Source organism: Streptomyces sp. NPDC029526, from assembly GCF_040637405.1.
GTDB lineage: Bacteria > Actinomycetota > Actinomycetes > Streptomycetales > Streptomycetaceae > Streptomyces.
In genome coordinates, this window is record NZ_JBEZWE010000019.1 from 65,500 (window position 1) to 90,812 (window position 25,313).

Genomic DNA, 25,313 nt, shown 5'->3' on the forward strand with positions numbered 1-25,313 from the left:
CGTGCGAGCCGGGGGGGTGTGCCGGTGGCGTCCGCCTGTCCGCCCGTCCACGGGTCCGCCTGTCCGCCCGTCCGGCTCCGGCTCAGACCGTGCCCGCTCCGTAGGGGCCGTACAGGTCGAGGAGCCGGACGCGGGCGGCGTGCAGCCGGTGGGCGACCACGTTGCCGACCCACTGGGTGAGGTCCCGGCCGAGACCGGCGTCCTCCCGGCAGAGCGCGAGCACCGACGCGGCGTCGAATTCGTGCGCCCGTACCGGGGTGGCCGCCTCGGCGCCCAGGTGCCACACGTGCGGGGTGAACAGCCAGGACCAGCCGATCAGTTCGTTGTGCCCGAGGCGCTCGATGACCGCGGGGCGACGGCCCGGCACCCGCATGTCGAGTTCCACGGTGCCGGTGCGGACCACCCAGAACCGGTCCGCCCGTCCGCCCTCCTCGAACAGTCGGGCGCCCTGCGGGAAGGACACCTCGCGGGCGGTGCTGAGCAACCGCGCCCGCTGCTCGGCGGGCAGGGCGCGCGGCATGCTGGGGGACGGGGGAGCGAACATGGCGGGCCTCCCGGGGGCTTCCACTGCGCCGACTTCGGCGGTGTCTGTGCTGCCACTCCAGCGTCCGCCCGTGACCACGGCCCGTCCATGGGCCGGACGGCCCCTCCTGACACGGGACCGGGGATGCGCCCCACGCCTCCAGCCGTGCCGCGTCCCTCCTGGTTGCCCCGTCTCTGCAGGCGTGGCCCATGCCTCCGGCAGTGGTCGGGCCTCTGGGCCGACGAGGGACCTGTGGCCCTTGCCGCCCGGGGGCGGGTGAAGGAGGCTGAAGACGATCACCGCTCAGCAGGAGGTACACCATGTCCCCCACCATCACGGTCGGCCTCGACGGCTCGCCCGAGAGCAGGGCCGCGGCCGAGTGGGCGGCCCGTGAGGCGAGGCTGCGCGGTCTGCCGCTGCGTGTGCTGCACGTCCGGGAGCCCGAGCCGGAGGCCCGCTTCCCCGCGCTCCCCGGCAGGGCCCCGGCCTCGGATCCGGCGCCGACCGGCAGCGGCGGCGGTCGGTGGAGCGTGCTGGAGGAGGCGGCCGAAGGGTTGCGGCTGCGGCACACCGGCATCGAGGTGGTCGCCGAGCAGGCGGACGGCCGCGCGGTCGACGTGCTCGTCGAGGCATCGGCCGACGCCGACCTGCTGGTGCTCGGCTCCCGGGGGCTCGGCCCGGTCGGCGGCTTCCTGGTCGGGTCGGTCGGCCTCGGTGTCGTCGCCCGGACGGAACGGCCCGTGGTCCTGGTCCGGGCCGGTGAGCAGGCCGCCGACGAGCATGAGCCGGACCCCGTCGGCATCCCCTCGGCCGCCACCCGCTACCGCCCGGTCCTCCTCGGCGTGGACGCCGCCCGGCCGGAGGACGCGGTGATCGGGTTCGCCTTCGAGGAGGCCGCCCGGCGCGGCACCGGCCTGCACGCGGTGCACGGCTGGAACCTGCCGCCCTACTACGTCCACGGACTGCCGGCCGACCCCGAGCTGTACGACGAGGTCGCCGCCGCCGAGGCGGAGGCGCTGACGAAGGCGCTGCGGCCGTGGCGGGAGCGGTACCCGCAGGTGGAGGTCGAGGAGGAGCCGATCGGCGGCAGCCCTTCGGTCCGTCTGGTCGAGGCGTCGCGCGGGGCGAGCCTCGTCGTCGTCGGCCGCCGGGTCCGGCGCGGCCCGTTCGGGGGACGGATCGGTGCCCTCACCCACGCCGTGCTGCACCACGCGGTGGCCCCCGTCGCCGTCGTCGCGCACGAGTGACCCCTGGGCCCGACACAGGCCACGTGCCGGGCCCGTCGCTTCCGGCTCGGTGCGGTCCGGTGCCTCACGCCCGGTGCGGGGCGAGGCACCGGGCGCTGCGGCTCGCGTCCGGGCGGGCAGCCGCCGTCCGTCCGCACCCGCCCTGTCCGTCCGCCCCTGTCCGTCCGCGCCTGCCCGCCTCGACCGTCCGCTGCGCGCCTCGACCGTCCGCTGCCCGTCCCGCCCGCCGTCGGCCCGCCGTTCTGGTGGGGTGATTGCGCCAGGCAGCGCCGTCCCGCACGCGGGGAGCAGGGGAACGCAGGACGCTGGTACTCCGCCCCGGAAGGCCGGGTACCCGGCACGCACGCATCCGTCAGGGACGGACCCGCGACGGACGCACCTCTCATGGACGCATCCGTCACGGCCGCACCCGCGACCGACGCATCCGTCACGGCCGCCCGAGGTACGGCCGCCCGAGGTACCGAGGTGTCCGTACGGAGGCGTGGCGGGCCCCGCCCGCGCCCGCTTCACCCGCCCGACCGTCCTGCCGACCACCTAGGGAGAGCGACCGATGCCCGAGCACCAGGACCAGAGCCAGGGTCAGGACCAGAACCGGGACCAGCACCAGGGCCAGAACCAGTACCGGGACCAGAACCAGGATCAGAGTCAAGGTCAGGACCAGAGCCAGGGCCGGTATCAGGACCCGAACCAGCATCAGGGCCAGGACCACCGGACCGTACTGAGCGACGAGGAACTGCGCACCCTGGACGCCCACTGGCGGGCCGCCAACTACCTGGCCGCGGGCCAGATCTACCTGCTCGCCAACCCCCTGCTCACCGAGCCCCTTCGGCCGGAGCACATCAAGCCACGGCTGCTCGGCCACTGGGGTACCTCCCCGGGGCTGAACCTGGTGTACACGCACCTCAACCGCGTGATCGCGCAGCGGGGCACGGACGCCCTGTGCATCTGGGGGCCCGGTCACGGAGGCCCCTCCGTGCTGGCGAACTCCTGGCTGGAGGGCAGCTACAGCGAGACGTACCCCGACGTCGGCCGCGACGGGGACGGCATGGAACGGCTCTTCCGGCAGTTCTCCTTCCCGGGCGGCGTCCCCAGCCACGTGGCCCCGGAGGTGCCCGGCTCGATCCACGAGGGCGGCGAACTCGGCTACTCCCTCGCCCACGCCTACGGCGCCGCCTTCGACAACCCCGGCCTGCTGGTGGCCTGCGTGATCGGGGACGGGGAGGCGGAGACCGGGCCGCTGGCCGCCTCCTGGCACTCCAACAAGTTCCTCGACCCGGTCCACGACGGTGCCGTCCTGCCGATCCTGCACCTCAACGGCTACAAGATCGCCAACCCGACCCTGCTCGCCCGCCTTCCCGAGGACGAACTCGACGAGCTGCTGCGCGGGTACGGGCACGACCCGATCCACGTCGGCGGGGACGAACCGGCCGCCGTCCACCGGGCGATGGCCGCCGCCCTGGACAGCGCGCTGGACCGGATTGCCGAGGCGCAGCGGGCCGCCCGCGAGGACGGCGCGACGGAGCGGGTGCGCTGGCCGGTGATCGTGCTGCGCACCCCGAAGGGCTGGACCGGGCCCGCCGAGGTCGACGGCAAGCCGGTGGAGAACACCTGGCGCTCCCACCAGGTCCCGCTGTCCGGCGTCCGCGACAACCCCGACCACCTGCGGCAGTTGGAGGCGTGGCTGAAGTCCTACCGGCCGGACGAGCTGTTCGACGCCGAGGGGCGCCCCGTCCCGGACGTCCTGGCCTGCCTCCCGGAGGGTGCCCGGCGCCTGGGCTCGACCCCGCACGCCAACGGCGGGCTGCTCACCCGTGCCCTGCCGCTGCCGTCCCTCGACGCGTTCGCGGTGCCCGTCGAGAAACCGGGCGGCAGCGTGCACGAGCCCACGCGGGTGCTCGGCGACTTCCTGGAGCAGGTCATGGCGGACACCGCCGGGCGCCGCGACTTCCGCCTGGTGGGTCCCGACGAGACGGCGTCCAACCGGCTCCAGGCGGTCTACGGTGCCAGCGGCAAGGCGTGGCAGGCGCGGACCCTCGACGTCGACGAGGACCTCGACCGGCACGGCCGGGTGATGGAGGTCCTCTCCGAACACCTCTGCCAGGGCTGGCTGGAGGGTTACCTGCTCACCGGCCGGCACGGGCTGTTCTCCTGCTACGAGGCGTTCGTGCACATCGTCGACTCCATGGTCAACCAGCACATCAAGTGGCTGCGCACCGCCCGCCGCCTGACCTGGCGCGCGCCCGTGCCCTCACTGAACTACCTGCTCACCTCGCACGTGTGGCGGCAGGACCACAACGGCTTCTCGCACCAGGACCCCGGCTTCGTCGACCACGTGCTCAACAAGAGCCCCGAGGTCGTCCGGGTCTACCTGCCGCCGGACGCCAACACCCTGCTGTCGGTCGCCGACCACGCGCTGCGCAGCCGCGACTACGTCAACGTCGTCGTCGCGGGCAAGCAGCCCTGCTTCGACTGGCTGACCATGGACGAGGCCCGCGTGCACTGCGCCCGCGGCGCCGGCATCTGGGACTGGGCGGGCACCGAGAACGGCACCGAGCCCGACGTCGTCCTGGCCTGCGCCGGTGACGTGCCGACCCAGGAGGTGCTGGCCGCCGCGCACCTGCTCCGCCGGCACCTGCCGGAACTCGCGGTCCGCGTCGTCAACGTCGTCGACCTCGCCCGGCTGCTGCCCCGCGAGGAACACCCGCACGGCATGACCGACTTCGAGTACGACGGCCTGTTCACCACCGACAAGCCGGTGATCTTCGCCTACCACGGCTATCCCTGGCTGATCCACCGCCTCGCCTACCGGCGCACCGGCCACCACCACCTCCACGTGCGCGGCTACAAGGAGGCGGGCACCACGACGACGCCGTTCGACATGGTGGTCCGCAACGATCTCGACCGCTACCGGCTCGTCATGGACGTCATCGACCGCGTGCCCGGCCTCGCGGTCCGCGCCGCCGCCCTCCGCCAGCGGATGGCCGACGCCCGCACCCGGCACCACACGTGGATCCGGGAACACGGCACCGACCTGCCCGAGGTCGCGGAGTGGACCTGGACCGGGGCCGCCTGAACCGGCTTCCGCCCGTGCCGCCGCAGGGCCGCCTGAACCGGCAGACGCACGGCCACCGGCCCGGGCCGGCACACGGCGACCGGCCTCGGGACGGCACGGCGACCGCCTCGGGGTGGCACGGCGACAGGCCTCGGGACGGCACGGCACGGCCGCAGAACCGGGGGCACGGCCGCGCCGGAACCGGCCCTCGGCCGTGCCGGAACCGGCGCTCGGCCGGGCCCCCTCTCCAGGAGCCCGACGGGAGGCCCGCGCTACAACCCGTACACCTGCTCCTCGTGGGCCTTCGCCAGCTCGGTGTACATGGTGCCGTTGAGCGTGAGTCCGGCGCGCTCCTCCGCGGTCAGCTCCCGCCGGACCTTCGCCGGAACCCCCGCCACCAGGGAGCCCGGCGGGACCTGCATGCCCTGCGGCACCAGCGCCTGCGCGGCGACGAGGGACCCCTCGCCGATCACCGCGCCGTTGAGGACGGTGGCGCCCATGCCCACCAGGCAGTCGTCCCCGACCGTCGCGCCGTGGACCACCGCGTTGTGCCCGACGGACACCCGCTCGCCCACGGTGACGGGGAAGCCCGGGTCCGCGTGGAGGGTGCAGTTGTCCTGGATGTTGCTGTGCGCGCCGACCGTGATGCGCTCCACGTCCCCGCGGAGCACCGCCCCGTACCAGACGCTCGCCTTCTCGTGCAGCGTCACGTCACCGATCACACTCGCCGTCGGCGCCACGAACGCCTCGTCGTGCACATCCGGTTCCTTGTCGCCGATGCCGATGATCAGCGGCCTGTGCTTCATGTCGCCTCCCGCTCACGTGATGCAGGGCACCGTACGCCATCCCGTTGGGGTGAAGATCACAGGTCTCCCGGGCCCCCGCCGGCCCGCACGCGGACTACGGTGAGCGCGTGCCGAAAAGCAGGAACACGTTCTCGTCCTGGCCGCGCCGCCTCGCGCAGCGGGCGGTCCACGCGGGCTGGGCCTGGGCACAGCGCACCGGCTCGGTGACGGCGGAACACCCCGGCCGCTTCCGCTTCGGCGCCCTCGGCACCGGCACCCGGCTGGCCTTCCCCCTCGGCACCGTGTTCGGCGAGCCCTGGATCCACCTCGGCGCGCACTGCATCGTCGGCGAGCAGGTCACCCTCACCGCGGGGCTCATGCCCGACCTCGACCTCGGCCCCGAGCCGATCCTGCGCATCGGCGACGGCGTCGTCCTCGGCCGCGGCAGCCACATCATCGCCGACACCACGGTCGGCATCGGCAGCGACTGCTACTTCGGCCCGTACGTCTACGTCACCTCCACCAACCACTCCTACGACGACCCGCACGAGCCCATCGGCAAGCAGTGGCCGCGGATGGAACCGGTCGAGATCGGCCCCGGCTGCTGGATCGGCACCGGCGCGGTGATCCTGCCGGGCGCCCGCCTGGGACGGAACGTCGTGGTGGCCGCGGGCGCGGTGGTGCGCGGCGAGGTGCCCGACCACGCCGTGGTCGCGGGCGCCCCGGCCCGCGTCGTGCGCCGCTGGACGCCCGAGGAGGGCTGGCAGCCGCCGCTGCGCACGCCCGCGCCGGTCCCCATCCCGGAGGGCGTCACCCCCGGGCAGCTGCGCGCGCTGTCCCTGCTGGACGAGCGGAGCGTGGCCGCCCTCGCGGAGCCGGCCGCGACGGGAGCCGCCGCGGCCGGGCGGCAGCCCGGGGAGCCGGACCCGGAGCCCACCGGGCCGGGGAGCCCGGACGGTGCGGGCAGGGCCGCCCAGCTGGAGCTGGAGGGCTGACGCCGTCGGCGGCGGGCGTCCGGAGGTCGCCTATTCTGACCGCATCGGACGGCAACGACGGCAACGACGGCAACGGACGGGAACAGTCGGGAACGGACGGGAACGAGCGGACAGTGTCTGACCTCGAGCTGCTGACGCGGTCCCTGGGGCGCAACCTCAAGCGGTGGCGGACCGAGCGGGGTTTCACCCTCGACACCCTCGCCGCGCGGGCCGGGGTGAGCCGCGGGATGCTCATCCAGATCGAGCAGGCCCGCACCAATCCGAGCATCGGCACCATCGTCAAGATCGGTGACGCCCTCGGGGTCAGCGTCCCCACGCTGCTCGACTACGAGCGGGGCCCGACGGTCCGCGTCGTCCCGGCCGACCAGGCCGTACGCCTCTGGCACACCGAGGCCGGCAGTCACAGCCGGCTGCTGGCCGGCACCGAGGCGCCCGGCCCGCTGGAGATGTGGGACTGGCGGCTGATGCCGGGCGAGTCCAGTGACTCCGACCCGCACCCCGTCGGCACCGTCGAACTGGTGCACGTCACGGCCGGCGAGCTGACCCTGACCGTCGACGGCGACGACCACCGGGTGCCCAGCGGGGCCAGCGCCTCCTTCGAGGCGAGCACCCCGCACACCTACGGCAACCGGGGCGACGTGCCGATGGAGATGATCATGACGGTGTCCGTGCCGCCCGTGCCCTGAGACACCCCTCCGACCGCGGCCCTGGCGCTGTTACCGTGCCGCCATGCGCGCACCCATCGGAGACTTCGACCACGCCACGCCCGTCACCGAGTGCCTCGACGACCTCACCGCCCCGGTCGCCGCCGCCGTGCGGAACTGGACCGGCAGCGTCCCCGCCGAGCAGATCCTCCACGTCGACACCGACCCGCGCTGGGCCGACACCGCCGTCTTCGTCGAGCACTACGGCCGGGACCTGCTCGAACGGTCCGCTAACTGCGTGGTGGTGGCCGGCAAGCGGGGCGGGGAGACGACGCTCGCCGCCTGCGTGGTGCTGTCCACGACCCGCGCCGACGTCAACGGCGTGGTGCGCCGCCGGCTCGGCGCCCGCAAGGCGTCCTTCGCGCCGATGGAGACCGCGACCGGCGAGACCGGCATGGAGTACGGCGGCATCACGCCCCTCGGCCTCCCCGACGACTGGCCGGTGCTGGTGGACGCCGCCGTGGCCGACCTGCCGTACGTGCTCGTCGGCAGCGGGCGCCGCCGCGGCAAGCTTCTGGTGCCGGGCAAGGCCCTCGCGGAACTCCCGAACGCCGCCGTGGTGGAGGGGCTCGGCATCTCCTGAGTCAGGGGGGCAGGAAGCCAGGGAGTCAGGGAGTCAGGGCGGAGCAGTGGCGCGCCGTCGTCCCCGGGTACTGCTCCGCGCACGCGGCAGCGGCGGTGACGAGCAAGAGCTGCGGATGGATCCGCTGATGACGCCTCGTCAGTCCTCCGGTCCTCCGGTCCTCCGGTCCTCCGGTCCTCCGGTCCTCCGGAGGGATGCCCCATCGGGTCACTGTGGTCCGGACCGGACCGCACCGACGGGATTAGCCCCGGCCGGACCGGGCCGGCGCTGAGGTGTGCCGGAAGGCGGTGGCGCGAGGGTGCGGAGATGCGGGAGCGGCGCGGACGCGCCCGCCCGGGGACGGGCGGGCGGCGTAGCACCTGCGGACCCGGGTGCCGGGTGAAGGTGGCGCGGACTCGGCGACTCAGCGCAGCCGGGGGATCTCGATCGCGGGGCAGCGGTCCATCACCATGTCCAGACCTGCCGCACGGGTCCGCTCGAAGGCCGCCTCGTCGACGACACCGAGCTGGAACCACACGGCACGGGCGCCCTTGGTGACCGCCTCGTCGGCCACCGCGCCGGCCAGGTCGCTGTTGACGAACACGTCCACGACGTCGACCTCGAAGGGGATGTCGGCCAGGGAGGCGTAGCCCTGCTCGCCATGCACCGTCTCGGCCTTCGGGTGGACGGGCACGATCCGCTTGCCGAACCGCTGCAGCACCTGCGCGACGCCGTACGCGGCGCGGCCGCGGTTGGACGACAGGCCCACCACGGCCCACGTGTCGCCGAGTTCGGTCAGAATCTTGCGGACGGTTGCGTCGTCGCCGTACACCGCGGACCTCCGGGGGATCGGGGGATCGGAATCGAGGGTGACAGGGGGTACCCCTCCACCGGCGGAACACTTCGGGCCGCCGGCTGATTCCCCCTGCCGCCCGGCGCGGTCACCGACGGGACCGCGACCGTCCCTGATCCGCCGAGAACCGCCCACGGCCCCACCCCGTGCGGCATTCCGAGGGGCAGCAGGCGGCAGCCGACCGCTCCCACCCGCAACCCACCGGTCACGCGGCCCGGCCCCGAAAGTGCGCGAGAGACCTGCGTCTTCTCGCCGGCACGCCTACGCTCGCCTCGTGCTGCGCATCACCGACGCCCGAACCGGCCACCTCGTCGACGCCGCCCCCGTCCGGCGGGGCCTGACCCGGGTCGAGGCCCACACCGAGGGGTTCGACGCCACCGCCCTGCGGGTGCTGGTCGTCGCCGACCTGCTCGTCCGTGCCCTGGAGCTCGGCGGCACGCCGGTGTGGGCGCTGCTGCGCGCCGACCGGGGCCGCCCGGAGCTGCGGGCCGCGGCCGCCGCCCTGGGGGTACGCCCGTTCGAGGAGGACCGGCAGCCGGATCCCGGCCTCGGCGAGGCCCGGATCCTGCACGTGGTGCGGGAGGACGGCGCCGAACCCGACGGAGCGCGGGTCGCCGTGGCGGCTGCCGTGGCCGACGGCTCGGCAATCCTGACCAGGCCCGACGACCCGGCCGGCACGCGCGGCCCTGAGGACCCGGCCGGCACCGGCGGCACCGAGGGTCCGGCGGCCCCGGCCGCCCCGGCCGCCCCGGCCTCCGCGAGTTCCGGCGCTCCGCCCGACACCCCCGGCCCCGATCCCGCCGCCCTCCGCCTCGCCCTCGTCTCCCACCCCAGGGACATCCCCGTCCGCCTCGACCCGGCCGCGGTGACCGGGGCCGCGCGCACCCTCGCCCACTGGCGCCGGGCGGTCGCCGACTGGGCGTCCAGGCCCTCCCGGCCCGTTCCGGACGCGGTGCGCGCCCGGCTGCGGTCCGCCTGGGAGAACGACCTGGACACCGTGGGCGTGCTCGGCGTCCTGCGCGATGTGGAGCACGCGCCCGACCTGCCGGACGGCGCCCGGTTCGAGACGTTCGCGCACGCCGACCGCCTGCTCGGCCTGGAACTCACCCGCGACCTGGGGTCACCGGCATGATCGAACGATCCGGAGCGGGCCCGCTGCGCCGCCTCTTCGTCCTGCGCCACGCCAAGTCCGCCTGGCCGGACGGCGTCGCCGACCACGACCGGCCCCTCTCCGCACGCGGCCGCAGGGACGCCCCCGCCGCCGGCCGGGCGCTCGCCGACGCCGGACGGCTGCCCGGCCAGGCCTTGTGCTCCACGGCCGTCCGCGCCCGCCTGACCTGGGAGGGGGCGTCGGCGCAGTGGGGCACACCCCCGCCGGTCCGCTTCGACCGGCGCCTGTACATGGCGGGCGTGCCGGAACTCCTCGCCGTGCTGCACGAGGTGCCCGACGAGATCCGCACCGTCCTGCTGATCGGGCACAACCCGGGACTGGAGGACCTCGTCCTCACCCTGGCCGGTGACGGCCTGGACGACACCCTGGACCGCGTCCGCGTCAAGTTCCCGACCTCCGCGATCGCCGTCCTGGCCTGGCGCGGCGGCTGGCCCGACCTGACCGCCGGGTCCGCCCTCCTCACCTCGTTCACCGTCCCCCGGGGAGCCAAGCCGTAGCCGGTCCGGCCGGGGCGGGGCCCTCCGCATAGGCTGGCCGGATGCAGGACCAGTACCGCACCGTCGCGCGCGCGGGTGTGCACGAGATCGAGATCAACCGCTCCCGCTTCCTGTGCGCCCTCGCCCCGGCGGCCACCGAGCAGGAGGCGCAGGACTTCGTCGCGGCCGTGCGCAAGGAGCACGCCGACGCCACCCACAACTGCTGGGCCTACGTCATCGGCGCGGACGCCTCCGTGCAGAAGGCCAGCGACGACGGCGAGCCCGGCGGCACCGCCGGCGTCCCCATGCTCCAGATGCTGCTGCGCCGCGAGATGCGCTACGTCGTAGCCGTCGTCACCCGTTACTACGGCGGGGTCAAACTGGGCGCCGGTGGCCTCATCCGCGCGTACGGCGGCGCCGTCGGCGAGGCCCTGGACAGCATCGGCACGCTCACCCGGCGCCGGTTCCGCCTGCTCACCGTCACCGTCGACCACCAGCGGGCCGGCAAGGTCGAGAACGACCTGCGCTCCACCGGCCGCGACGTCCGGGACGTGCGCTACGGCGAGCACGTCACCATCGAGGTCGGTCTGCCGGACGCCGACGTGGACGCCTTCCGCGCCTGGCTCGCCGACGCGACCGCGGGCACGGCCCAGTTGGAGGTCGGCGGGGAGGCGTACGGGGACGCGTGAGCGTCGCGCCCCCTGCTGCCCTCATCGGTGGCCGCCCCGCGCGATGAGCGGTGACCTTTGACGAGACGTTGCGTCGGAGCCAACCCCGCGGCCACTTCGGGGCGGAGCGCGTGGACAGCGCGTTCGGCCGGCGAGGCGATGGGCGGTCGCTGCAGCGGTGCACCTGCCTGCTGAAGGACACAGAAGAAGTCGTTCTCATCTCGGACGTGCCCTGCCCGGACAGGCAGGGCACGTCCGCATTCTGGAGTGATGAGCCCCGTGCTTACCGCAGTTTTCAGAGGGCATGAAGGATTCGTCGTCGTCGTTGCGGCGACCGTGACCTATCGTGCGGCGCGCACCCGCACGTCACGTCCGGGCATCCTTGCCCTGTGGGTGTCCGCGGCGACCAGTCTCGTCGTGCTGACCACATGGACGACCGGGGGTATCGGTGACTCGGCCGTCTGTGTCGTCAACAAGGACATCCTCGAACCGTTCCGTGGGAGTCAAGGGCTCCTCAACGCCGGGATGTTCGTCCCCTTCGGCCTTCTCGGCGTCATGGCGACGCGGCGCCCCGCCCTCGTCGCGCTGCTGGGAGTGCTCCTGTCGGCCACTGTCGAGACGCTGCAGGGATCGGCCTCCGTGGTGGGGCGACTGTGCGACACATCCGACCTCGTGGCGAACTCCACCGGTGTGCTCGCCGGTACAGCCCTCGGCGTGATCCTCACGCGATTCGACGCGGACCGGGAAAAGCGGCTGGCGCATCGCACGGTACGCATCATGGTGCTTGCCTGCTGCGTCACCGCTGTCGCCATCACCGCCACCTGGCTTTTCCGCATATCCCCTCATGTGGTCGAGCGCACCGTCAGTGACGTCGAGGCTTCACAGGACCAGCGGAACGCCATCGCGTCGGCGGTGCGGTCGGCATTCGGTGACCACTACTCCGTGGAATCCGTGCGATTCACCCATGGAGAGGGAGACGACGGGACCGTTGTGGCTGCGCTTTCTTCCGAGAAGAACGCCGGTGCGGGTTCTGCGGAACTGACGTGGCCCGACAACGATCAGCTCAGTGTCAATCTCGTGCCCTCGGCCGTCGAGAAAGGCCATTCCTTCAGGGTTCCGGACGCGCCGAACCCGGTGGCGACCACGGCGGACGCCCGCAGGGCAGCAGTGGCTTATGCCGAGCGGTATGCGCCCTGGGCGCTCGAGAGCTCGCAGTTGTCCGTCACTCCCCTGGACGCCGGCGAGAACGCGGGATGGCTGGCGAGCTGGCGTAAATGGGAAGGGAAGGTTCTTCTCCCCATGCGGCTCGATGTGCAACTCGAAAAGGGCGGCCGTCTCACCGACCTCATCGCCCGGAACGTCCCCGACCCGGAACTGCCGCCGGTGCGATGGAAGATCGACCGTGCCTGGACCGTGTTCGAACGCCATTTCGCAGGCGGCCTCGAGGGAGGCGATCGACAAGAGCCAGTCCTGCTGGCGCAGCGCCGTGAGGGCCATTGGCGGGTTCACTGGTTGCTCACGGTCCGGACGCCGACGGATCACTATGCGGCGGTCGTGGACGCGTCCACCGGTGAACTGCACTCACCGGAACACATCCCGCGGACAGCGGAACACCACCTCGAAGTGACACCCTGACGGGCGCGCACACGGGAGAAGGAGGAACTGGCGGCCGTGCCCGCCAAGGGTGCACGTGACGGGTTCCGGTGGCTGACGGCGCCCGGTTCGTGGAGGGGGAGGGTGGCGGCGGAGGTCGCGGCGGATCCTCGTCCTCCGGAGCGGAAGCGGAGAGCCGGACGGTGGACCGCGTCCACGGGCGATGGAGCCGGCAGGCGCTGCCACCGCCGGGGCCGGCAGCGGCCGGCACTCCATGGCGGTGGCAGGTAACCGTAAAGGTGGGGTGGCCCGGCGGCGCGCGGACCTCCCGTCGATCCTCTGCCCGGCGTTCGTGCGTCTCGTCGCATCGGGCTGGGACTCACGGGCCTGCCGGCCCCGCCGGCCCACCGGCACGGTCGGCCCCGTCGGCCCCGTCGGCGCCGGCTCCGTCCGGCCGCCGGAAACCTCACCGGCCGAGCCGGAACGGGGGCCGGAAACCGCGTGAGGGCCGCCCCCGGGGCGGTCACGTCGTTGCCGTCGTCCGGTCGCGTCGCTCTCCCCGGTGGATGAGCAGGTCGGCCAGCGTCCACCGGCCGGGGCCGAGGGCGGAGATGAGCAGGAAGGACCAGCAGAACATGACGGCTGTCTCGCCGCCGTTCTCGATGGGGAGGACCGCATGGGGCTGGTGCACGACGAAGTAGGCGTAGGCCATCGATCCGGAGCAGAGGATGGCCGCGGCGCGCGTCCCGAGGCCGCACAGGACCAGTGTGCCGCCGAGCAGTTGGATGGCGGCGGCCCACCATCCGGGCCACGCGGCGAAGTCGGGCTTCGCACCGTGCGGACCGCCCAGGACGTCGAACAGGGTGGCGGCTCCGTGACAGGCGAACAGCAGTCCCAGGACGATCCGGAACAGTCCGATCACGTGCTCTCTGCTTCTGTCCAGCGCTTTCATCGGTTGTCTCCTCTGTCTCGCGCAGCGCTCTCGCGGAGGCTGCGTAGCGGTGGGGGCGGCGAAGACTGGCCCGGGTGCTCGAGGACCTTGGTCCGGAGCGCCGGGTTCCCGGCGGGTGGGGCGTCGGGCTGAGACGCGGGCTGGGACGTGGGCGGATGCGCGTCCGGTGCGCCGGTCGGCTGGTGCATGGCGCGGATCGCGGCCGGGCGGGACGGGCATCGGCGGGACGGCCGCGGTGTGGCAGTCGAACAGTGAACCATGCCGATGGCTTTTGTCTAGACCAATAGGGCGGGAAGTTCCGGTTCGGGTGGCCTGGCTCCGAAGTGACGCCCCCTGCCTGGCCGTTCACCTTGCTCAACCCCTTGACCCGAGCGAATCCGTCACTAAGGTCTAGACCTGAATCGAGAAGGTCTAGACCTGAGTCGAGTGCGCGGGGGAGTGGCGGGCGTCGTGCGCAGGAAGGTGTGGCACGCCCGGTGTGTCCGCCGCGACGCCGGTGCTGGCGCGCGGCCGCCCCACCTGACCGGGCGGCGTGACGGCACGGCGCTCCCGCGCACCCGGCCGGCGCGGAACGCGCTCCCCGGAACGGCTGCCCCGACGACACCGAAGGAAGTGGAATGGCATGAACACGAAGAAGAAGGCGGCTCTCGCGATCGGAGCGCTGGTGGCCCCGCTGCTCGCCATCAGTCTCCCGGCCGGTACGGCCAGCGCCCACGGCTGGGTGACCGACCCGGGCAGCCGGCAGGACCAGTGCGCCGAGGGCGTCGTCGACTGCGGCCAGATCAAGTACGAGCCGCAGAGCGTCGAAGGGCCGAAGGGCCTGCGCAGTTGCAGTGGCGGAAACGCCCAGTTCGCCGAACTCGACGACGACACCAAGGGCTGGCGGGTGACACCGGTCGGCAGCACGCACACCTTCGACTGGCACCACACGGCACGGCACTCCACGGCCAACTGGCAGTACTACATCGGCAACACGAAGATCGCCGAGTTCGACGGCCGTGGTGCCCAGCCTCCCGCCGACGTCAGGCACCAGGTGAACTTCGGGTCCTTCACCGGCCGTCAGAAGGTGCTGGCCGTGTGGAACGTGGCGGACACCGGCAACGCCTTCTACGCCTGCATCGACGTCAACATCGGCGGGGGTAACGGTGGTGGCGATGGTGGAGGCGATGGCGATGGCGATGGCGGTGGCAACGGCGGCGGTGACGGCGAGCCGGGTGACTGCGTCGCGCCGGTCTGGAGCGCCGGAAATGTGTACACCGGCGGCGACACCGTCTCCTACGGCGGACACACCTGGCGGGCCAAGTGGTGGGTGACGGGCGAGGAGCCCGGCACCACCGGTGAGTGGGGCGTTTGGGAGGACCTGGGAGCGTGCTGATCCCGGCCTGACGGCGCGCGCGGGCGTCCCGCGCCCCACCCCGCTCGTCCGGCACCCCTGGCGGACGGGACCCGCGGTGGCGCGGAATCCGTGGTGAGCGGCCCGGTGCTCAAGAGCACCGGGCCGCTCACGGGCGCCGCGAGCGCCGCCGGTGCCGCCGGATGCGGGCATGGACGGCAGCGCGGTGAACCGACCGGGGCCTGCTGCCGAACGGCCCCGCTCCTGGAGCCGAGCACGGCGATCCGTACCCCGGCCCGCTGCCGTATCGGACCGGCGCCCGACCAGCGGGGCCCGCCCACCGGGCCGGCGCCGAGCCGACGGGCCCGCCCACCGGACCGGCGTCGAGCCGACGGCTCACCGGACCGGCGTCGAGCCGACGGGCCCGCTCACCGGACCGGCGCCGCACCTGTGGCCGGGCCGCTGAACGGTCCCGCCGGACCTCCTGAGACCGGCGGACCGGCGGAGCGGCGGACCGGCGGACCGGGGACGGGGACGACGGGTGTCGGGTGTCGGGTGACGAATGTCGAACGTCGGGTGTCCCCCCGCCCGCCCGACGCTTCCGACGGTGTGGCCGTCACGCCCCGTACCACGGCCGCCCCCGGTGAGCCCCGCGCAGCAGTGGGCGGTGGCCGGACGGGGCGGTCGGCCGGTCTCGGGACGGGACGCGGCGGCGGGACGGCCGCGGACCGGCGCGACAGCCCCTGGGCACAGAGCCGTCGTCGCCCGGCGTGTCACTCCCCGACCTGTCGCGGTCGCCCGGCCGCACCACCACCGTCGCGTCCCGGCCGACCCCCGTGGCCGTCCGCGGCCCGACGCGGGTGGCAGACTGAGGCCCGTGACGGATCAGGTGCCGACCGGCGCCGGCGTGGTCGGCGACGGCCACGGACCGTGCCGGTCCGGCGTCGGCCACGGGGGCCGAGGAGGGGGAAACATGCGGGTCGGAGTCGCGCTGTGAGATTCCTGCACACGTCCGACTGGCACCTCGGCCGGTCCTTCCACCGGGTCGGCATGCTCGGCGCCCAGGCCGAGTTCATCGGCCACCTGGTGGCGACCGCGCGCGAGCGGGCCGTGGACGCGGTGGTCGTGTCCGGGGACGTGTACGACCGGGCCGTGCCGCCGCTCGCCGCGGTGGAGCTGTTCGACGACGCCCTGCACCGGCTGGCCGATCTCGGCGTGCCGACGGTGATGATCTCCGGCAACCACGACTCCGCCCGCCGCCTCGGAGTCGGCGCCGGACTCCTCGGCCGCGCCGGCATCCACCTGCGCACCGACCCGTCCGCCTGCGGCACCCCCGTGATGCTGTCCGACGCCCACGGCGAGGTCGCCTTCTACGGGCTGCCCTACCTCGAACCCGCCCTGGTGAAGGAGCGGTTCCAGGTGCCGAAGGCCGCCCACGAGACCGTGCTGTCCGCCGCCATGGACCAGGTCCGCGCCGACCTCGCGGCCCGTCCGGCCGGTACCCGCAGCGTCGTCCTCGCCCACGCCTTCGTCACCGGCGGCCGGCCCAGCGACAGCGAACGGGACATCACGGTCGGCGGGGTCGCCGCCGTGCCCGCCGGGGTCTTCGACGGCGTGGACTACGTGGCGCTCGGCCACCTGCACGGCTGTCAGACGCTCACCGAGCGCGTGCGCTACTCCGGGTCGCCGCTGCCGTACTCCTTCTCGGAGGCCGGGCACCGCAAGAGCATGTGGCTCGTCGACCTGGACGCCGCCGGGGCCGTCACCGCCGAGCGCGTCGACTGCCCGGTGCCCCGACCCCTGGCCAGGATCCGCGGGCCTCTGGACGACCTGCTCGCCGATCCCGCGCTCGCGGCGCACGAGGAGGCGTGGGTCGAGGCCACCCTCACCGACCCGGTCCGCCCGGCCGACCCGATGGCGCGCATCACCGAGCGGTTCCCGCACACCCTCAGCCTCGTCTTCGACCCGGACCGCGCCCCCGACGACCCCGACGTCTCCTACGCCCGGCGGCTCGCCGGCCGCGACGACCAGGAGATCGCCGAGGACTTCGTCGCCCACGTGCGCGGCGCCGGACCCGACGCACGGGAACGCGCCGTGCTGCGGGACGCCTTCGACGCGGTGCGCGCCGACGACGCGGCCGGGGAGGTGGCCCGGTGAGACTGCACCGGCTGGACATCACCGCCTTCGGGCCGTTCGGCACCGCCCAGAGCGTCGACTTCGACGACCTCTCCGCCGCCGGTCTGTTCCTCCTGCACGGCGCCACCGGCGCCGGGAAGACGTCGGTGCTCGACGCCGTCTGCTACGCGCTCTACGGCGCGGTCCCCGGCGCGCGGCAGAGCGGCCAGGGGATCGGCCTGCGCAGCGACCACGCCGACCCGGGCACCCGCACCGAGGTCACCCTCGAACTCACCGTCGCCGGGCGCCGGCTGCGCGTCACCCGGCAGCCGCCCTGGGAGCGCCCGAAGAAGCGCGGCACCGGAACCACCGTCGACAAGGCCCAGACCTGGTTGAGCGAACGCGACCCGGTCAGCGGCACCTGGAAGGACCTCAGCCGCTCGCACCAGGAGATCGGCGAGGAGATCACCCAGCTCCTCGGCATGAGCCGCGAACAGTTCTGCCAGGTCGTCCTGTTGCCGCAGGGCGACTTCGCGCGCTTCCTGCGCGCCGACGCCGAAGCCCGCGGCCGGCTCCTCGGGCGTCTGTTCGACACCCGGCGGTTCGCCGAGGTCGAGAAGCGCCTCGCCGAACGCCGGCGCGGCACCGAGGCCCGGGTCCGGGAGGGCGACGCCGCCCTGCTGGCCGACGCGCACCGCATGCAGCAGGCCGCCGGCGACGCCATGGACCTCCCCGACCTCGCCCCCGGCGACCCCGGCCTGGCCGACGCCGTGCTGAGCGCCGCCGCCGTCGCCCGCAGCACCGCGCGCGAACAGCTCACCGTGGCCCACTGCCGGCTCGCCGCCGCCGAGTCCGCGCGGACCGCCGCCTCCGACGCCCTGGACGAGATTCGCGAACGGGACCGGCTGCAACGGCGGTTCGCCGAGGCCCGCGAACGTGCCGCCCGGCTGGAGGAGCGGGCCGCCGGCCACCGGGAGAACGAGGCGCGCATGGCGCGCGCCCGCAAGGCGGAGACGGTGGCCGCCGCCCTGGACCTGCGCGAGTCCGCCGACACCGACCACCGCCGCGCGACCGCCGCCGAGACCCGCGCCCGCGCACTGCTGCCCGCCGCACTCGCCGACGCGGGCGCGGCCGGACTCGCGGCAGCCGCCCGGCGGGCCGCCGAGGAACGGGGCGGACTGGAGTCCGCCCGCCGGGCCGAGCAGCGCCTCGCCGGACTCCTCGACGAACGCTCCGACCTGGACCGCCAGGAGCGCGCCGACGCGGACGTCCTGGAAGAGGCCGAGGCGTGGCTCGCCCAGTGGGAACGCACCCGCGACGGACTCCGCGAGGCCATCGACACCGCCCAGCAGGCAGCCGCCCGCGCCGACGACCTCGCCGCCCGGCGCGACGCCGCCGCGCAGCGGCTGACCGCAGCCCGGCAGCGCGACGACCTGGCCGCCCGCACCGAGGACGCCCGCCGGACCGCCCTGGACTCCGCCGAACGCGCCACCCGGGCCCGCGCCCACTGGCTCGACCTCAAGGAGCAGCGCCTCGACGGCATCGCCGCCGAACTCGCCGCCCACCTCACCGACGGTTCCCCCTGCGCCGTCTGCGGCGCCACCGAACACCCCGCCCCCGCCCGCAGGGACGCCGGACACGTCGACCGCGAGACCGAGGAGCGCGCCCTCGCGGCCGGCCGCGCCGCGGAGGAACGGCACACGGAGGACGAACGGACGCTGTCCTCGCTCCGCGAGGCCCTGGCCGCCGCCCGCGCCGAGGCCGGCGACACCCCCGTCGAGGACCTCGCGGACGCCCTGGCCCGCCTGGAGGAGGAGTACGCCGAGGCCCGGGACGCCGCGTCCCTGCTGCACTCCGCCCAGGAGGAGCTGCGCCGCGCGGAACGCGAACACGCGCTGCGCACCACCGCCCGCCAGGAGGCCGCGGTCCGCGCCGCGTCCCGGGTGGGCCACCGCGAACGCCTGGACCGGGAACGGGCCGCGCTGGAGGAGGAGCTGACCCGGGCCCGGGGCACCGCGCGCAGCGTCACCGAACGCGCCGCCGAACTGGAACGGGACGTCGCCCGGCTGACCGAGGCCGCCGACGCCGCCCGCACCGCCGAGAACACCGCACAGCGGCTCAAGGACGCCGACGCCCGGCTCGCCGACGCCGCCTACCGGGCCGGGTTCGACACCCCCGAGGACGCCGCCGACGCCCGCCTCGACGACGCCGCCCACCGGGAGCTGCAACGACGGCTCGACGCCTGGCAGCACGAGGAGGCCGCCGTCCGCGCGGTGCTCGCCGAACCCGGTACCGCCGCTGCCGCCGCACGACCGCCGGCCGACGTGGCCGCCGCGCAGCGTGCCGCCGAGGACGCCGACCGGCGGGTGCGCGAGGCGGCCTCCGCGCGTGACGCCGCCGCCCGCCGCTGCGCCGAACTCGACCGGCTCTCCGCCCGGTGCGCCGACGGGGCACGCCGGCTGGCGCCGCTGCGCGAGGAGTACGACCGGGTGGCCCGGCTGGCCACGCTCACCGCGGGCACCTCGGCGGACAACGACCGGAGGATGCGGCTGGAGTCGTACGTGCTCGCCGCCCGGCTGGAGCAGGTGGCCGCCGCCGCGACCGTGCGGCTGCGCCGGATGTCGTCGGGCCGCTATACCCTCGTCCACTCCGACGACCGTGCCGGCCGCGGGCGCAGTGGCCTCGGGCTGCATGTCGTCGACGCCTGGACCGGCCGGGAGCGGGACACGGCGACGCTGTCCGGCGGCGAGACGTTCTTCGCCTCGCTCGCCCTCGCCCTGGGCCTCGCGGACGTCGTCACCGACGAGGCGGGCGGCGTCCGGCTGGACACCTTGTTCATCGACGAGGGCTTCGGCAGCCTGGACGACCAGACCCTCGACGAGGTCCTCGACGTCCTGGACTCCTTGCGGGAACGTGACCGCAGCGTGGGCATCGTCAGCCACGTCGCCGACCTGCGGCGGCGGATCCACGCCCAGCTGGAGGTCGTCAAGTCCCGCTCCGGGTCGGTGCTGCGGCAGCGCGGCGGCGGCTGAACCCCCGTGACGGGGGAGGGAGTTGAGCCTGTAGGTTCGGCGCATGGTGCGTTACGCGGAGCCGGGCACGGCACACTGGGTCGAATCGGGCGGCGGGCCGCTCGTCGCGGTACCGGAGGCGGTGCTGCCGTTCTGGACGGGCGCCGACGGCGAGGAGGCGGCCTCGGACTACGACCGGGCCTGCGAAGTGGACGACTCGGTCGGTCTCCTCCCCGTCGGGGACGGCGCCGCCCTCGTCCTGGGCGACGAACCGGCCGCCACCGCCTACCTGCCCGAGCACCGCACCCTCGTCCGGTGGGTCGCCGCCGACACCGAGGACGACCTCCTGGCCCGCGTCCCGGCGGCCCTGGAGACGGCGGACTGGGAGCCCGGGGTGCACTGGAGGGTGCCCGGCCCGGTCCTGCTGTTCGACGCCGCCTGGCCCGGCTCCCGGTCCGCCGGCACCGACCACCTGCGGCTCACCCTGCCGCCCGGCCCCTACACGGTCCACGCGGCCCAGGTGCGACCCGGCCCGGAGACCTGGCTGACCCTTGTCCGGCTGAGCGAGGCGTCCTGACCCGGGACTGAGCCGGAACCGGCCCGGAACCGGCCCGGACTGGACTCGGGACCGTCCCGGACCCGTACCGGACCTGACGCGGGGGAGAAATCCGGGTGCGCAGGCGCCGGACGGCCCCCATGATGGGCCACCATGCCCCGACTGCCGCACCCCGACCCCGCCTCCCTCCGCCGCGACGCCCTGCCACTGCTCGGTCGCACCGCCCTGGTCACGGGCGCCGCCCGCCGCGCCGGCATCGGATACGCGGTGGCCCGGCGCCTGGCCGCGTACGGCGCGAGTGTCTACCTGCACCACCACGTGCCGCACGACGCCGCCCAGCCGTGGGGCGCCGACCGGCCCGAGGAGGTGGCCGCCGGTGTCCGTGCCGCCCTGGCCGATCCCGACGCGACGGTGCACGAGGGGCCCGGCGACCTCAGCGACCCGGCGGCCCCCGCCGCCCTGCACGCCCGCGCCACCGAGGCACTCGGCGGACGACTCGACATCCTCGTCGCCAACCACGCCCTCAGCGGCTCGGACGGCGACCTCGACACCGTCGACGCCGCGATGCTCGACGCGCACTGGGCCGTCGACACCCGCTCCGTCCTGCTCCTGGTCCAGGCACACGCCCGGCACCGCGCCGCCCTGCCGCCCCGCACGCCCGGCGGGCGGGTGCTGATGATGACCTCCGGCCAGGACATCGCCGGCGGGATGCCGGACGAGATCGCCTACGCCCTGCAGAAAGGCGCCCTGGCGTCCGTCACCCGCTCCCTGGCCACCGCGCTCGCCGCCCACGCGGTCACCGTCAACACCGTCAACCCGGGCCCGGTGGACACCGGCTACCTGACCGGCGACGCCCACGACGCCGTCGCCGCCCGCTTCCCCGGCGGACGGTGGGGCCGGCCCGACGACCCCGCCCGCCTCCTGGCCTGGCTGGCCACCGACGAGGCGGAGTGGATCACCGGGCAGGTCATCGACTCCGAGGGCGGATTCCGGCGCTGAGGACGGCGCCCCGCGCGCCGCCGGCTGAAGCGGCGCGCAGGGCAGTGGTCCGGGCCCGCGACGGGGCGGGCCCGGACGCACACCTGCGGACGGCTACAGCGCGGACAGTTCGTCCACCAGGTCGTCCAGGCCCAGCGACCCCTGCGACAGCGCGGCCATGTGCCACGCCTTCAGGTCGAAGGCGTCCCCGTGGCGTGCCCGGGCGTTCTCCCGGCCCCGCAGCCACGCCCGCTCGCCCAGCTTGTAGCCGATCGCCTGGCCCGGGATCGTCAGGTAGCGCGTCAGCTCGCTCTCCACGAAGTCCGCCGGGCGGCTGCTGTGCGCGCCGAAGAACTCCTGCGCCAGGTCCGGCGTCCAGCGCTCACCCGGGTGGAACGGCGAGTCGGCCGGGATCTCCAGCTCCAGGTGCATGCCGATGTCCACGATCACCCGGACCGCCCGCATCATCTGCGCGTCGAGGTAGCCCAGCCGCTCCTCCGCGTCCGTGAGGAAGCCCAGCTCGTCCATCAGCCGCTCCGCGTACAGCGCCCAGCCCTCGGCGTTGGCGCTGACCATGCCGATCGACGCCTGGTAGCGGGAGAGGTCGTCGGCCACGTGCACCCACTGCGCCAGCTGGAGGTGATGGCCGGGCACCCCCTCGTGGTACCACGTCGACACCAGGTCGTAGACCGGGAACCGGTCCAGGCCCATGGTGGGCAGCCAGGTCCGGCCCGGCCGGGAGAAGTCCTCCGACGGGGGCGTGTAGTACGGCGCCGCCGCGCTGCCCGGCGGGGCGATCCGGGACTCCACCCGCCGTACCCGCTCGGCCAGTTCGAAGTGCGTGCCGTCGAGGGACTCGATCGCCCGGTCCATCACCCCCTGGAGCCAGTCCCGGACCTCGTCGACGCCCTCGATGTGCCGGCCGTGCTCGTCGAGGTGGGCCAGCGCCACCCACGGCGTCGCCGCGCCGGGCAGGATCTTCTCGGCCTCCTTCCGCATCTCGCCGAGCAGCCGGTGGTACTCGGCCCAGCCGTAGGCGTACGCCTCGTCCAGGTCGAGGTCGGTGCCGTTGAAGTACCGCGCCCAGCGGGCGTAGCGCTCCCGGCCCACCGTGTTCGGCGCGCCCTCCACGGCGGGCGCGTACACGTCGCGCATCCAGTCCCGCAGCTCCACCACGGCGGCGGTGGCCGCCCGCCCGGCCTCGTCCAGTTCCGCGCGCAGGGCGTCCGGTCCCGCGGCGGCGAAGTCCTCGAACCAGCCGCGGCCCTCACCCGTGTCGGACCACTCGGTGAGCTGTCCGACGAACGTGGCGGTCGGCCGCGGCGCCGCGTACAGCTTCCGCTCCAGGCCGAGCGCCAGCGACTCCCGGTAGCCGCCCAGCGCGGCCGGTACGGCGCGCAGCCGCTCGGCGATCGCGGCCCAGTCCTCCTCGGTGTCCGCCGGTGTCACCGTGAACACCTCGCGCACCGACTGCGCGACCGTGCCCAGGTTGCCCACCGAGCGGAGACCTTCCTCGGCCTCGTGCACGGCCAGTTCGGCGGTGAGCCGCTCGCGCAGCAGCCGGGCGCACCGCCGTTCGATGTCGCTGTCGGCGCCGGGCCGCCGCTCCGCCTCGTCCAGCCGCGCGAGCGTGGCGCGTTGCAGTTCCGCGAGGGCCTCCTGCCCGGCGGGCGACAGGTCGGGCAGCCGGGAGGAACTCTCCCGGACGCCCAGGTAGGTACCGGTGATCGGGTCGAGGGCGACGAGGGCGTCGACGTAGGCGTCGGCGACCTGACGGGGCAGCGGGCTCTGGGTGGTCTCTGACATGCGGACCATCCTGGTACGCCGCCCTCCGCGCGTCACCCCGATTGAGCCGAGGGCGAAGACGGCAGGAGCGGCCCGCAGTCCCACTGCTGGAAGATCAGCCGGGTCTCCACCCGCGCCACCTCCCGCCGGGAGGTGAACTCGTCCAGGACGAGACGCTGCAGATCCGTCATGTCGGCCACCGCGACGTGCACGAGGTAGTCGTCCGGCCCGGTCAGGTGGAACACCGTCAGCGACTCCGGCAGTTCCCGGATCCGCTCCACGAACGGCCCGACCAGCTCCCGCCGGTGGGGTCTGACCTGCACGGACAGCAGGGCCTGGAGCCCTCGGCCCAGCTTGGCGGGATCCAGCTTCAGCCGGTGCCCGAGGATCACGCCGGAACGGCGCAGCCGGGTCACGCGGTCCAGGCAGGTCGACGGCGCGACCCCGACCTGCGCGGCGAGGTCCCGGTAGGTCGTCCGGGCGTCGTTCTGCAACAGCCGCAGCAGGTGCAGATCCACCGGATCCAGTACGACGGATTCAGCCACCGGCCGAACGTAGCACGGGAAGCCGCCCCCGGAGCCCGGTCGGTGTTCACCCTTCCGCCATGGACCTGGGCATGGACACGCGAAGCGCGCACACGCGCGGCACCCCGAGAGCACTCGCCACCGAGGCCGTGCACGCCGGCCGGGACGACCTCGCCCGGCAGGGCCTGCACGCCCCGCCGATCGACCTGTCCACCACCTACCCCTCGTACGACAGCCGGGCCGAGGCGGCCCGCATCGACGCGTTCGCCACCACGGGCGCGGAACCGGACGGCCCGCCCGTCTACGGACGGCTCGGCAACCCGACCGTCGCCCGCTTCGAGACCGCCCTGGCCCGCCTGGAGGGCACCGAGGCCGCCGTCGCCTTCGCCAGCGGCATGGCCGCGCTCTCCGCCGTCCTGCTGGTGCGCGGCGCCATGGGCCTGCGGCACGTCGTCGCCGTCCGGCCGCTCTACGGCTGCAGCGACCACCTGCTCACCGCCGGACTGCTCGGGTCCGAGGTGACCTGGACCGACCCGGCGGGCGTCGCGGACGCCCTGCGCCCCGACACCGGCCTGGTGCTCGTCGAGTCGCCGGCCAACCCCACGCTCGCCGAGATCGACCTGCGGGCCGTCGCCCACGCCTGCGGCTCGGTGCCGCTGCTGGTCGACAACACCTTCGCCACTCCGGTGCTCCAGCGCCCCGCCGAGCACGGTGCCCGCATGGTGCTGCACAGTGCCACCAAGTATCTGGGCGGGCACGGGGACGTCCTGGCCGGCGTGGTGGCCTGCGACGAGGAGACGGCCGGCCGGCTGCGGCAGGTGCGCTTCGCGACCGGCGGCGTGCTGCACCCGCTCGCGGGCTACCTGCTGCTGCGCGGACTGTCCACGCTGCCGGTCCGGGTACGGGCCGCGTCCGCGAACGCCGCGGAACTCGTCCGCCGGCTGGCCGCCGACCCGCGCGTGGCCCGGGTGCACTACCCGTCCATCGGCGGGGCGATGGTCTCCTTCGAGGTGCACGGCGACCCGCACGCGGTGATCGCCGGGGTCCGGCTGATCACCCCGGCCGTCAGCCTCGGCAGCGTGGACACGCTCATCCAGCACCCGGCCTCCATCAGCCACCGCATCGTCGACGCCGACGACCGCCGCGACGCCGGCGTGGGTGACCGTCTGCTGCGCCTCTCGGTGGGGCTGGAGGACGTCGACGACCTGTGGGCCGACCTGGACGCCGCCCTGGGCGAGCGCGAGCCGGCCCAGGAGGAGCCGGTGCGCACGGAGGTGCCGGCGTAGCGTCCCGGCGCACCTCACCGGGACCCGGACGGCCCGGCGGTCGCTCCGCCGGGCCGTCCGCCGCGGTGGGCGGCCGTCCGCCGCGGGGGGCGGGCGTCCGGCGCGGGGGGGGGCCGACCGCCGCGGGCCGCCGCGGTGCGCGGC

The 25,313-nt window shown here is 74.6% G+C and carries 21 protein-coding genes; 15 read left to right on the plus strand and 6 right to left on the minus strand.

Features of this window, described 5'->3' with window-relative positions; translation table 11 throughout:
- Nucleotides 1-82: 82 nt before the first annotated feature.
- Nucleotides 83-544, minus strand: a complete 462-nt coding sequence (locus AB0F01_RS27390) for a cyclic nucleotide-binding domain-containing protein (protein ID WP_362101073.1) — start codon at nucleotides 542-544, stop codon at nucleotides 83-85.
- Between the two features lie 299 nt (nucleotides 545-843).
- On the opposite strand from AB0F01_RS27390, the gene AB0F01_RS27395 reads away from it, so the two are divergent.
- Together AB0F01_RS27395 and AB0F01_RS27400 are read left to right on the plus strand one after the other, a co-directional pair.
- On the plus strand, nucleotides 844-1,770 hold the full coding sequence (locus AB0F01_RS27395) for a universal stress protein (RefSeq protein ID WP_362101075.1): 927 nt from the start codon (nucleotides 844-846) through the stop codon (nucleotides 1,768-1,770).
- 550 nt (nucleotides 1,771-2,320) lie between these two features.
- Nucleotides 2,321-4,843 carry a phosphoketolase family protein gene (locus tag AB0F01_RS27400; RefSeq protein ID WP_362101078.1) on the plus strand — a complete coding sequence of 841 codons (2,523 nt, stop codon included), beginning with the start codon at nucleotides 2,321-2,323 and terminating at the stop codon, nucleotides 4,841-4,843.
- Between the two features lie 251 nt (nucleotides 4,844-5,094).
- Here AB0F01_RS27400 and AB0F01_RS27405 read toward each other — a convergent pair whose 3' ends face one another.
- A complete protein-coding gene (locus tag AB0F01_RS27405; RefSeq protein ID WP_362101081.1) occupies nucleotides 5,095-5,628 on the minus strand; it encodes a gamma carbonic anhydrase family protein in 534 nt (177 codons plus the stop codon).
- Between the two features lie 107 nt (nucleotides 5,629-5,735).
- Between AB0F01_RS27405 and AB0F01_RS27410 the strand changes: the two genes are divergently transcribed.
- The 3 genes from AB0F01_RS27410 to AB0F01_RS27420 all read left to right on the plus strand — a co-directional run bounded on the left by AB0F01_RS27410 (nucleotide 5,736) and on the right by AB0F01_RS27420 (nucleotide 7,889).
- Entirely contained in the window at nucleotides 5,736-6,602 is an 867-nt protein-coding gene (locus AB0F01_RS27410) for an acyltransferase (RefSeq protein WP_362101083.1), read from the plus strand.
- 113 nt (nucleotides 6,603-6,715) lie between these two features.
- On the plus strand, nucleotides 6,716-7,288 hold the full coding sequence (locus AB0F01_RS27415; RefSeq protein ID WP_362101086.1) for an XRE family transcriptional regulator: 573 nt from the start codon (nucleotides 6,716-6,718) through the stop codon (nucleotides 7,286-7,288).
- A 43-nt stretch (nucleotides 7,289-7,331) separates the two neighbouring features.
- On the plus strand, nucleotides 7,332-7,889 hold the full coding sequence (locus AB0F01_RS27420) for a YbaK/EbsC family protein (RefSeq protein ID WP_362101089.1): 558 nt from the start codon (nucleotides 7,332-7,334) through the stop codon (nucleotides 7,887-7,889).
- 403 nt (nucleotides 7,890-8,292) lie between these two features.
- On the opposite strand, the gene AB0F01_RS27425 is transcribed toward AB0F01_RS27420, so the two are convergent.
- Complete coding sequence (locus AB0F01_RS27425) at nucleotides 8,293-8,700, minus strand: CoA-binding protein (RefSeq protein ID WP_362101092.1); 408 nt, start codon at nucleotides 8,698-8,700, stop codon at nucleotides 8,293-8,295.
- A gap of 295 nt (nucleotides 8,701-8,995) precedes the next feature.
- Between AB0F01_RS27425 and AB0F01_RS27430 the strand changes: the two genes are divergently transcribed.
- The 4 genes from AB0F01_RS27430 to AB0F01_RS27445 all read left to right on the plus strand — a co-directional run bounded on the left by AB0F01_RS27430 (nucleotide 8,996) and on the right by AB0F01_RS27445 (nucleotide 12,671).
- The gene (locus tag AB0F01_RS27430; RefSeq protein ID WP_362101095.1) at nucleotides 8,996-9,853 is read left to right on the plus strand and encodes a hypothetical protein; all 858 of its coding nucleotides are present in this window, start codon (nucleotides 8,996-8,998) and stop codon (nucleotides 9,851-9,853) included.
- Nucleotides 9,850-10,389 (plus strand): histidine phosphatase family protein, encoded by a 540-nt coding sequence (locus tag AB0F01_RS27435; RefSeq protein WP_362101098.1) that lies wholly within the window; start codon nucleotides 9,850-9,852, stop codon nucleotides 10,387-10,389. The genes AB0F01_RS27430 and AB0F01_RS27435 overlap by 4 nt, the downstream gene beginning before the upstream one ends.
- 41 nt (nucleotides 10,390-10,430) lie before the next feature.
- Complete coding sequence (locus tag AB0F01_RS27440; RefSeq protein WP_362101101.1) at nucleotides 10,431-11,057, plus strand: YigZ family protein; 627 nt, start codon at nucleotides 10,431-10,433, stop codon at nucleotides 11,055-11,057.
- A gap of 249 nt (nucleotides 11,058-11,306) precedes the next feature.
- Complete coding sequence (locus tag AB0F01_RS27445; RefSeq protein WP_362101104.1) at nucleotides 11,307-12,671, plus strand: VanZ family protein; 1,365 nt, start codon at nucleotides 11,307-11,309, stop codon at nucleotides 12,669-12,671.
- A gap of 481 nt (nucleotides 12,672-13,152) precedes the next feature.
- On the opposite strand, the gene AB0F01_RS27450 is transcribed toward AB0F01_RS27445, so the two are convergent.
- A complete protein-coding gene (locus AB0F01_RS27450; protein ID WP_362101107.1) occupies nucleotides 13,153-13,581 on the minus strand; it encodes a DoxX family protein in 429 nt (142 codons plus the stop codon).
- Nucleotides 13,582-14,203: 622 nt separating this feature from the next.
- Between AB0F01_RS27450 and AB0F01_RS27455 the strand changes: the two genes are divergently transcribed.
- The 5 genes from AB0F01_RS27455 to AB0F01_RS27475 all read left to right on the plus strand — a co-directional run bounded on the left by AB0F01_RS27455 (nucleotide 14,204) and on the right by AB0F01_RS27475 (nucleotide 21,595).
- On the plus strand, nucleotides 14,204-14,956 hold the full coding sequence (locus tag AB0F01_RS27455; protein ID WP_362101109.1) for a lytic polysaccharide monooxygenase: 753 nt from the start codon (nucleotides 14,204-14,206) through the stop codon (nucleotides 14,954-14,956).
- A gap of 951 nt (nucleotides 14,957-15,907) precedes the next feature.
- Nucleotides 15,908-17,071, plus strand: coding sequence for an exonuclease SbcCD subunit D (locus AB0F01_RS27460; protein ID WP_362101111.1), 1,164 nt, complete (start codon nucleotides 15,908-15,910; stop codon nucleotides 17,069-17,071).
- The gene (locus AB0F01_RS27465) at nucleotides 17,068-20,061 is read left to right on the plus strand and encodes an SMC family ATPase (protein WP_362101114.1); all 2,994 of its coding nucleotides are present in this window, start codon (nucleotides 17,068-17,070) and stop codon (nucleotides 20,059-20,061) included. Before AB0F01_RS27460 ends, AB0F01_RS27465 begins: the two co-directional genes overlap by 4 nt.
- A gap of 43 nt (nucleotides 20,062-20,104) precedes the next feature.
- Nucleotides 20,105-20,617 carry an immunity 21 family protein gene (locus AB0F01_RS27470; protein WP_362101117.1) on the plus strand — a complete coding sequence of 171 codons (513 nt, stop codon included), beginning with the start codon at nucleotides 20,105-20,107 and terminating at the stop codon, nucleotides 20,615-20,617.
- Nucleotides 20,618-20,749: 132 nt separating this feature from the next.
- Nucleotides 20,750-21,595, plus strand: a complete 846-nt coding sequence (locus tag AB0F01_RS27475; protein ID WP_362101119.1) for an SDR family oxidoreductase — start codon at nucleotides 20,750-20,752, stop codon at nucleotides 21,593-21,595.
- Between the two features lie 93 nt (nucleotides 21,596-21,688).
- Here AB0F01_RS27475 and AB0F01_RS27480 read toward each other — a convergent pair whose 3' ends face one another.
- Nucleotides 21,689-23,380 (minus strand): DUF885 domain-containing protein, encoded by a 1,692-nt coding sequence (locus AB0F01_RS27480; protein ID WP_362101121.1) that lies wholly within the window; start codon nucleotides 23,378-23,380, stop codon nucleotides 21,689-21,691.
- Between the two features lie 32 nt (nucleotides 23,381-23,412).
- A complete protein-coding gene (locus tag AB0F01_RS27485; protein ID WP_164337401.1) occupies nucleotides 23,413-23,904 on the minus strand; it encodes an Lrp/AsnC family transcriptional regulator in 492 nt (163 codons plus the stop codon).
- A gap of 71 nt (nucleotides 23,905-23,975) precedes the next feature.
- Between AB0F01_RS27485 and AB0F01_RS27490 the strand changes: the two genes are divergently transcribed.
- The gene (locus tag AB0F01_RS27490; RefSeq protein WP_362101124.1) at nucleotides 23,976-25,169 is read left to right on the plus strand and encodes a PLP-dependent transferase; all 1,194 of its coding nucleotides are present in this window, start codon (nucleotides 23,976-23,978) and stop codon (nucleotides 25,167-25,169) included.
- Nucleotides 25,170-25,313: the final 144 nt, after the last annotated feature.

Excerpts from the sequence above, each read along its gene's own strand:
- AB0F01_RS27390 (WP_362101073.1), bottom strand. The coding sequence starts at position 544 with ATGTTCGCTCCCCCGTCCCCCAGCATGCCGCGCGCCCTGCCCGCCGAG.
- AB0F01_RS27395 (WP_362101075.1), top strand. The coding sequence starts at position 844 with ATGTCCCCCACCATCACGGTCGGCCTCGACGGCTCGCCCGAGAGCAGG.
- AB0F01_RS27400 (WP_362101078.1), top strand. The coding sequence starts at position 2,321 with ATGCCCGAGCACCAGGACCAGAGCCAGGGTCAGGACCAGAACCGGGAC.
- AB0F01_RS27405 (WP_362101081.1), bottom strand. The coding sequence starts at position 5,628 with ATGAAGCACAGGCCGCTGATCATCGGCATCGGCGACAAGGAACCGGAT.
- AB0F01_RS27420 (WP_362101089.1), top strand. The coding sequence starts at position 7,332 with ATGCGCGCACCCATCGGAGACTTCGACCACGCCACGCCCGTCACCGAG.
- AB0F01_RS27435 (WP_362101098.1), top strand. The coding sequence starts at position 9,850 with ATGATCGAACGATCCGGAGCGGGCCCGCTGCGCCGCCTCTTCGTCCTG.
- AB0F01_RS27440 (WP_362101101.1), top strand. The coding sequence starts at position 10,431 with ATGCAGGACCAGTACCGCACCGTCGCGCGCGCGGGTGTGCACGAGATC.
- AB0F01_RS27445 (WP_362101104.1), top strand. The coding sequence starts at position 11,307 with ATGAGCCCCGTGCTTACCGCAGTTTTCAGAGGGCATGAAGGATTCGTC.
- AB0F01_RS27450 (WP_362101107.1), bottom strand. The coding sequence starts at position 13,581 with ATGAAAGCGCTGGACAGAAGCAGAGAGCACGTGATCGGACTGTTCCGG.
- AB0F01_RS27455 (WP_362101109.1), top strand. The coding sequence starts at position 14,204 with ATGAACACGAAGAAGAAGGCGGCTCTCGCGATCGGAGCGCTGGTGGCC.
- AB0F01_RS27470 (WP_362101117.1), top strand. The coding sequence starts at position 20,105 with ATGGTGCGTTACGCGGAGCCGGGCACGGCACACTGGGTCGAATCGGGC.
- AB0F01_RS27475 (WP_362101119.1), top strand. The coding sequence starts at position 20,750 with ATGCCCCGACTGCCGCACCCCGACCCCGCCTCCCTCCGCCGCGACGCC.
- AB0F01_RS27480 (WP_362101121.1), bottom strand. The coding sequence starts at position 23,380 with ATGTCAGAGACCACCCAGAGCCCGCTGCCCCGTCAGGTCGCCGACGCC.
- AB0F01_RS27490 (WP_362101124.1), top strand. The coding sequence starts at position 23,976 with ATGGACACGCGAAGCGCGCACACGCGCGGCACCCCGAGAGCACTCGCC.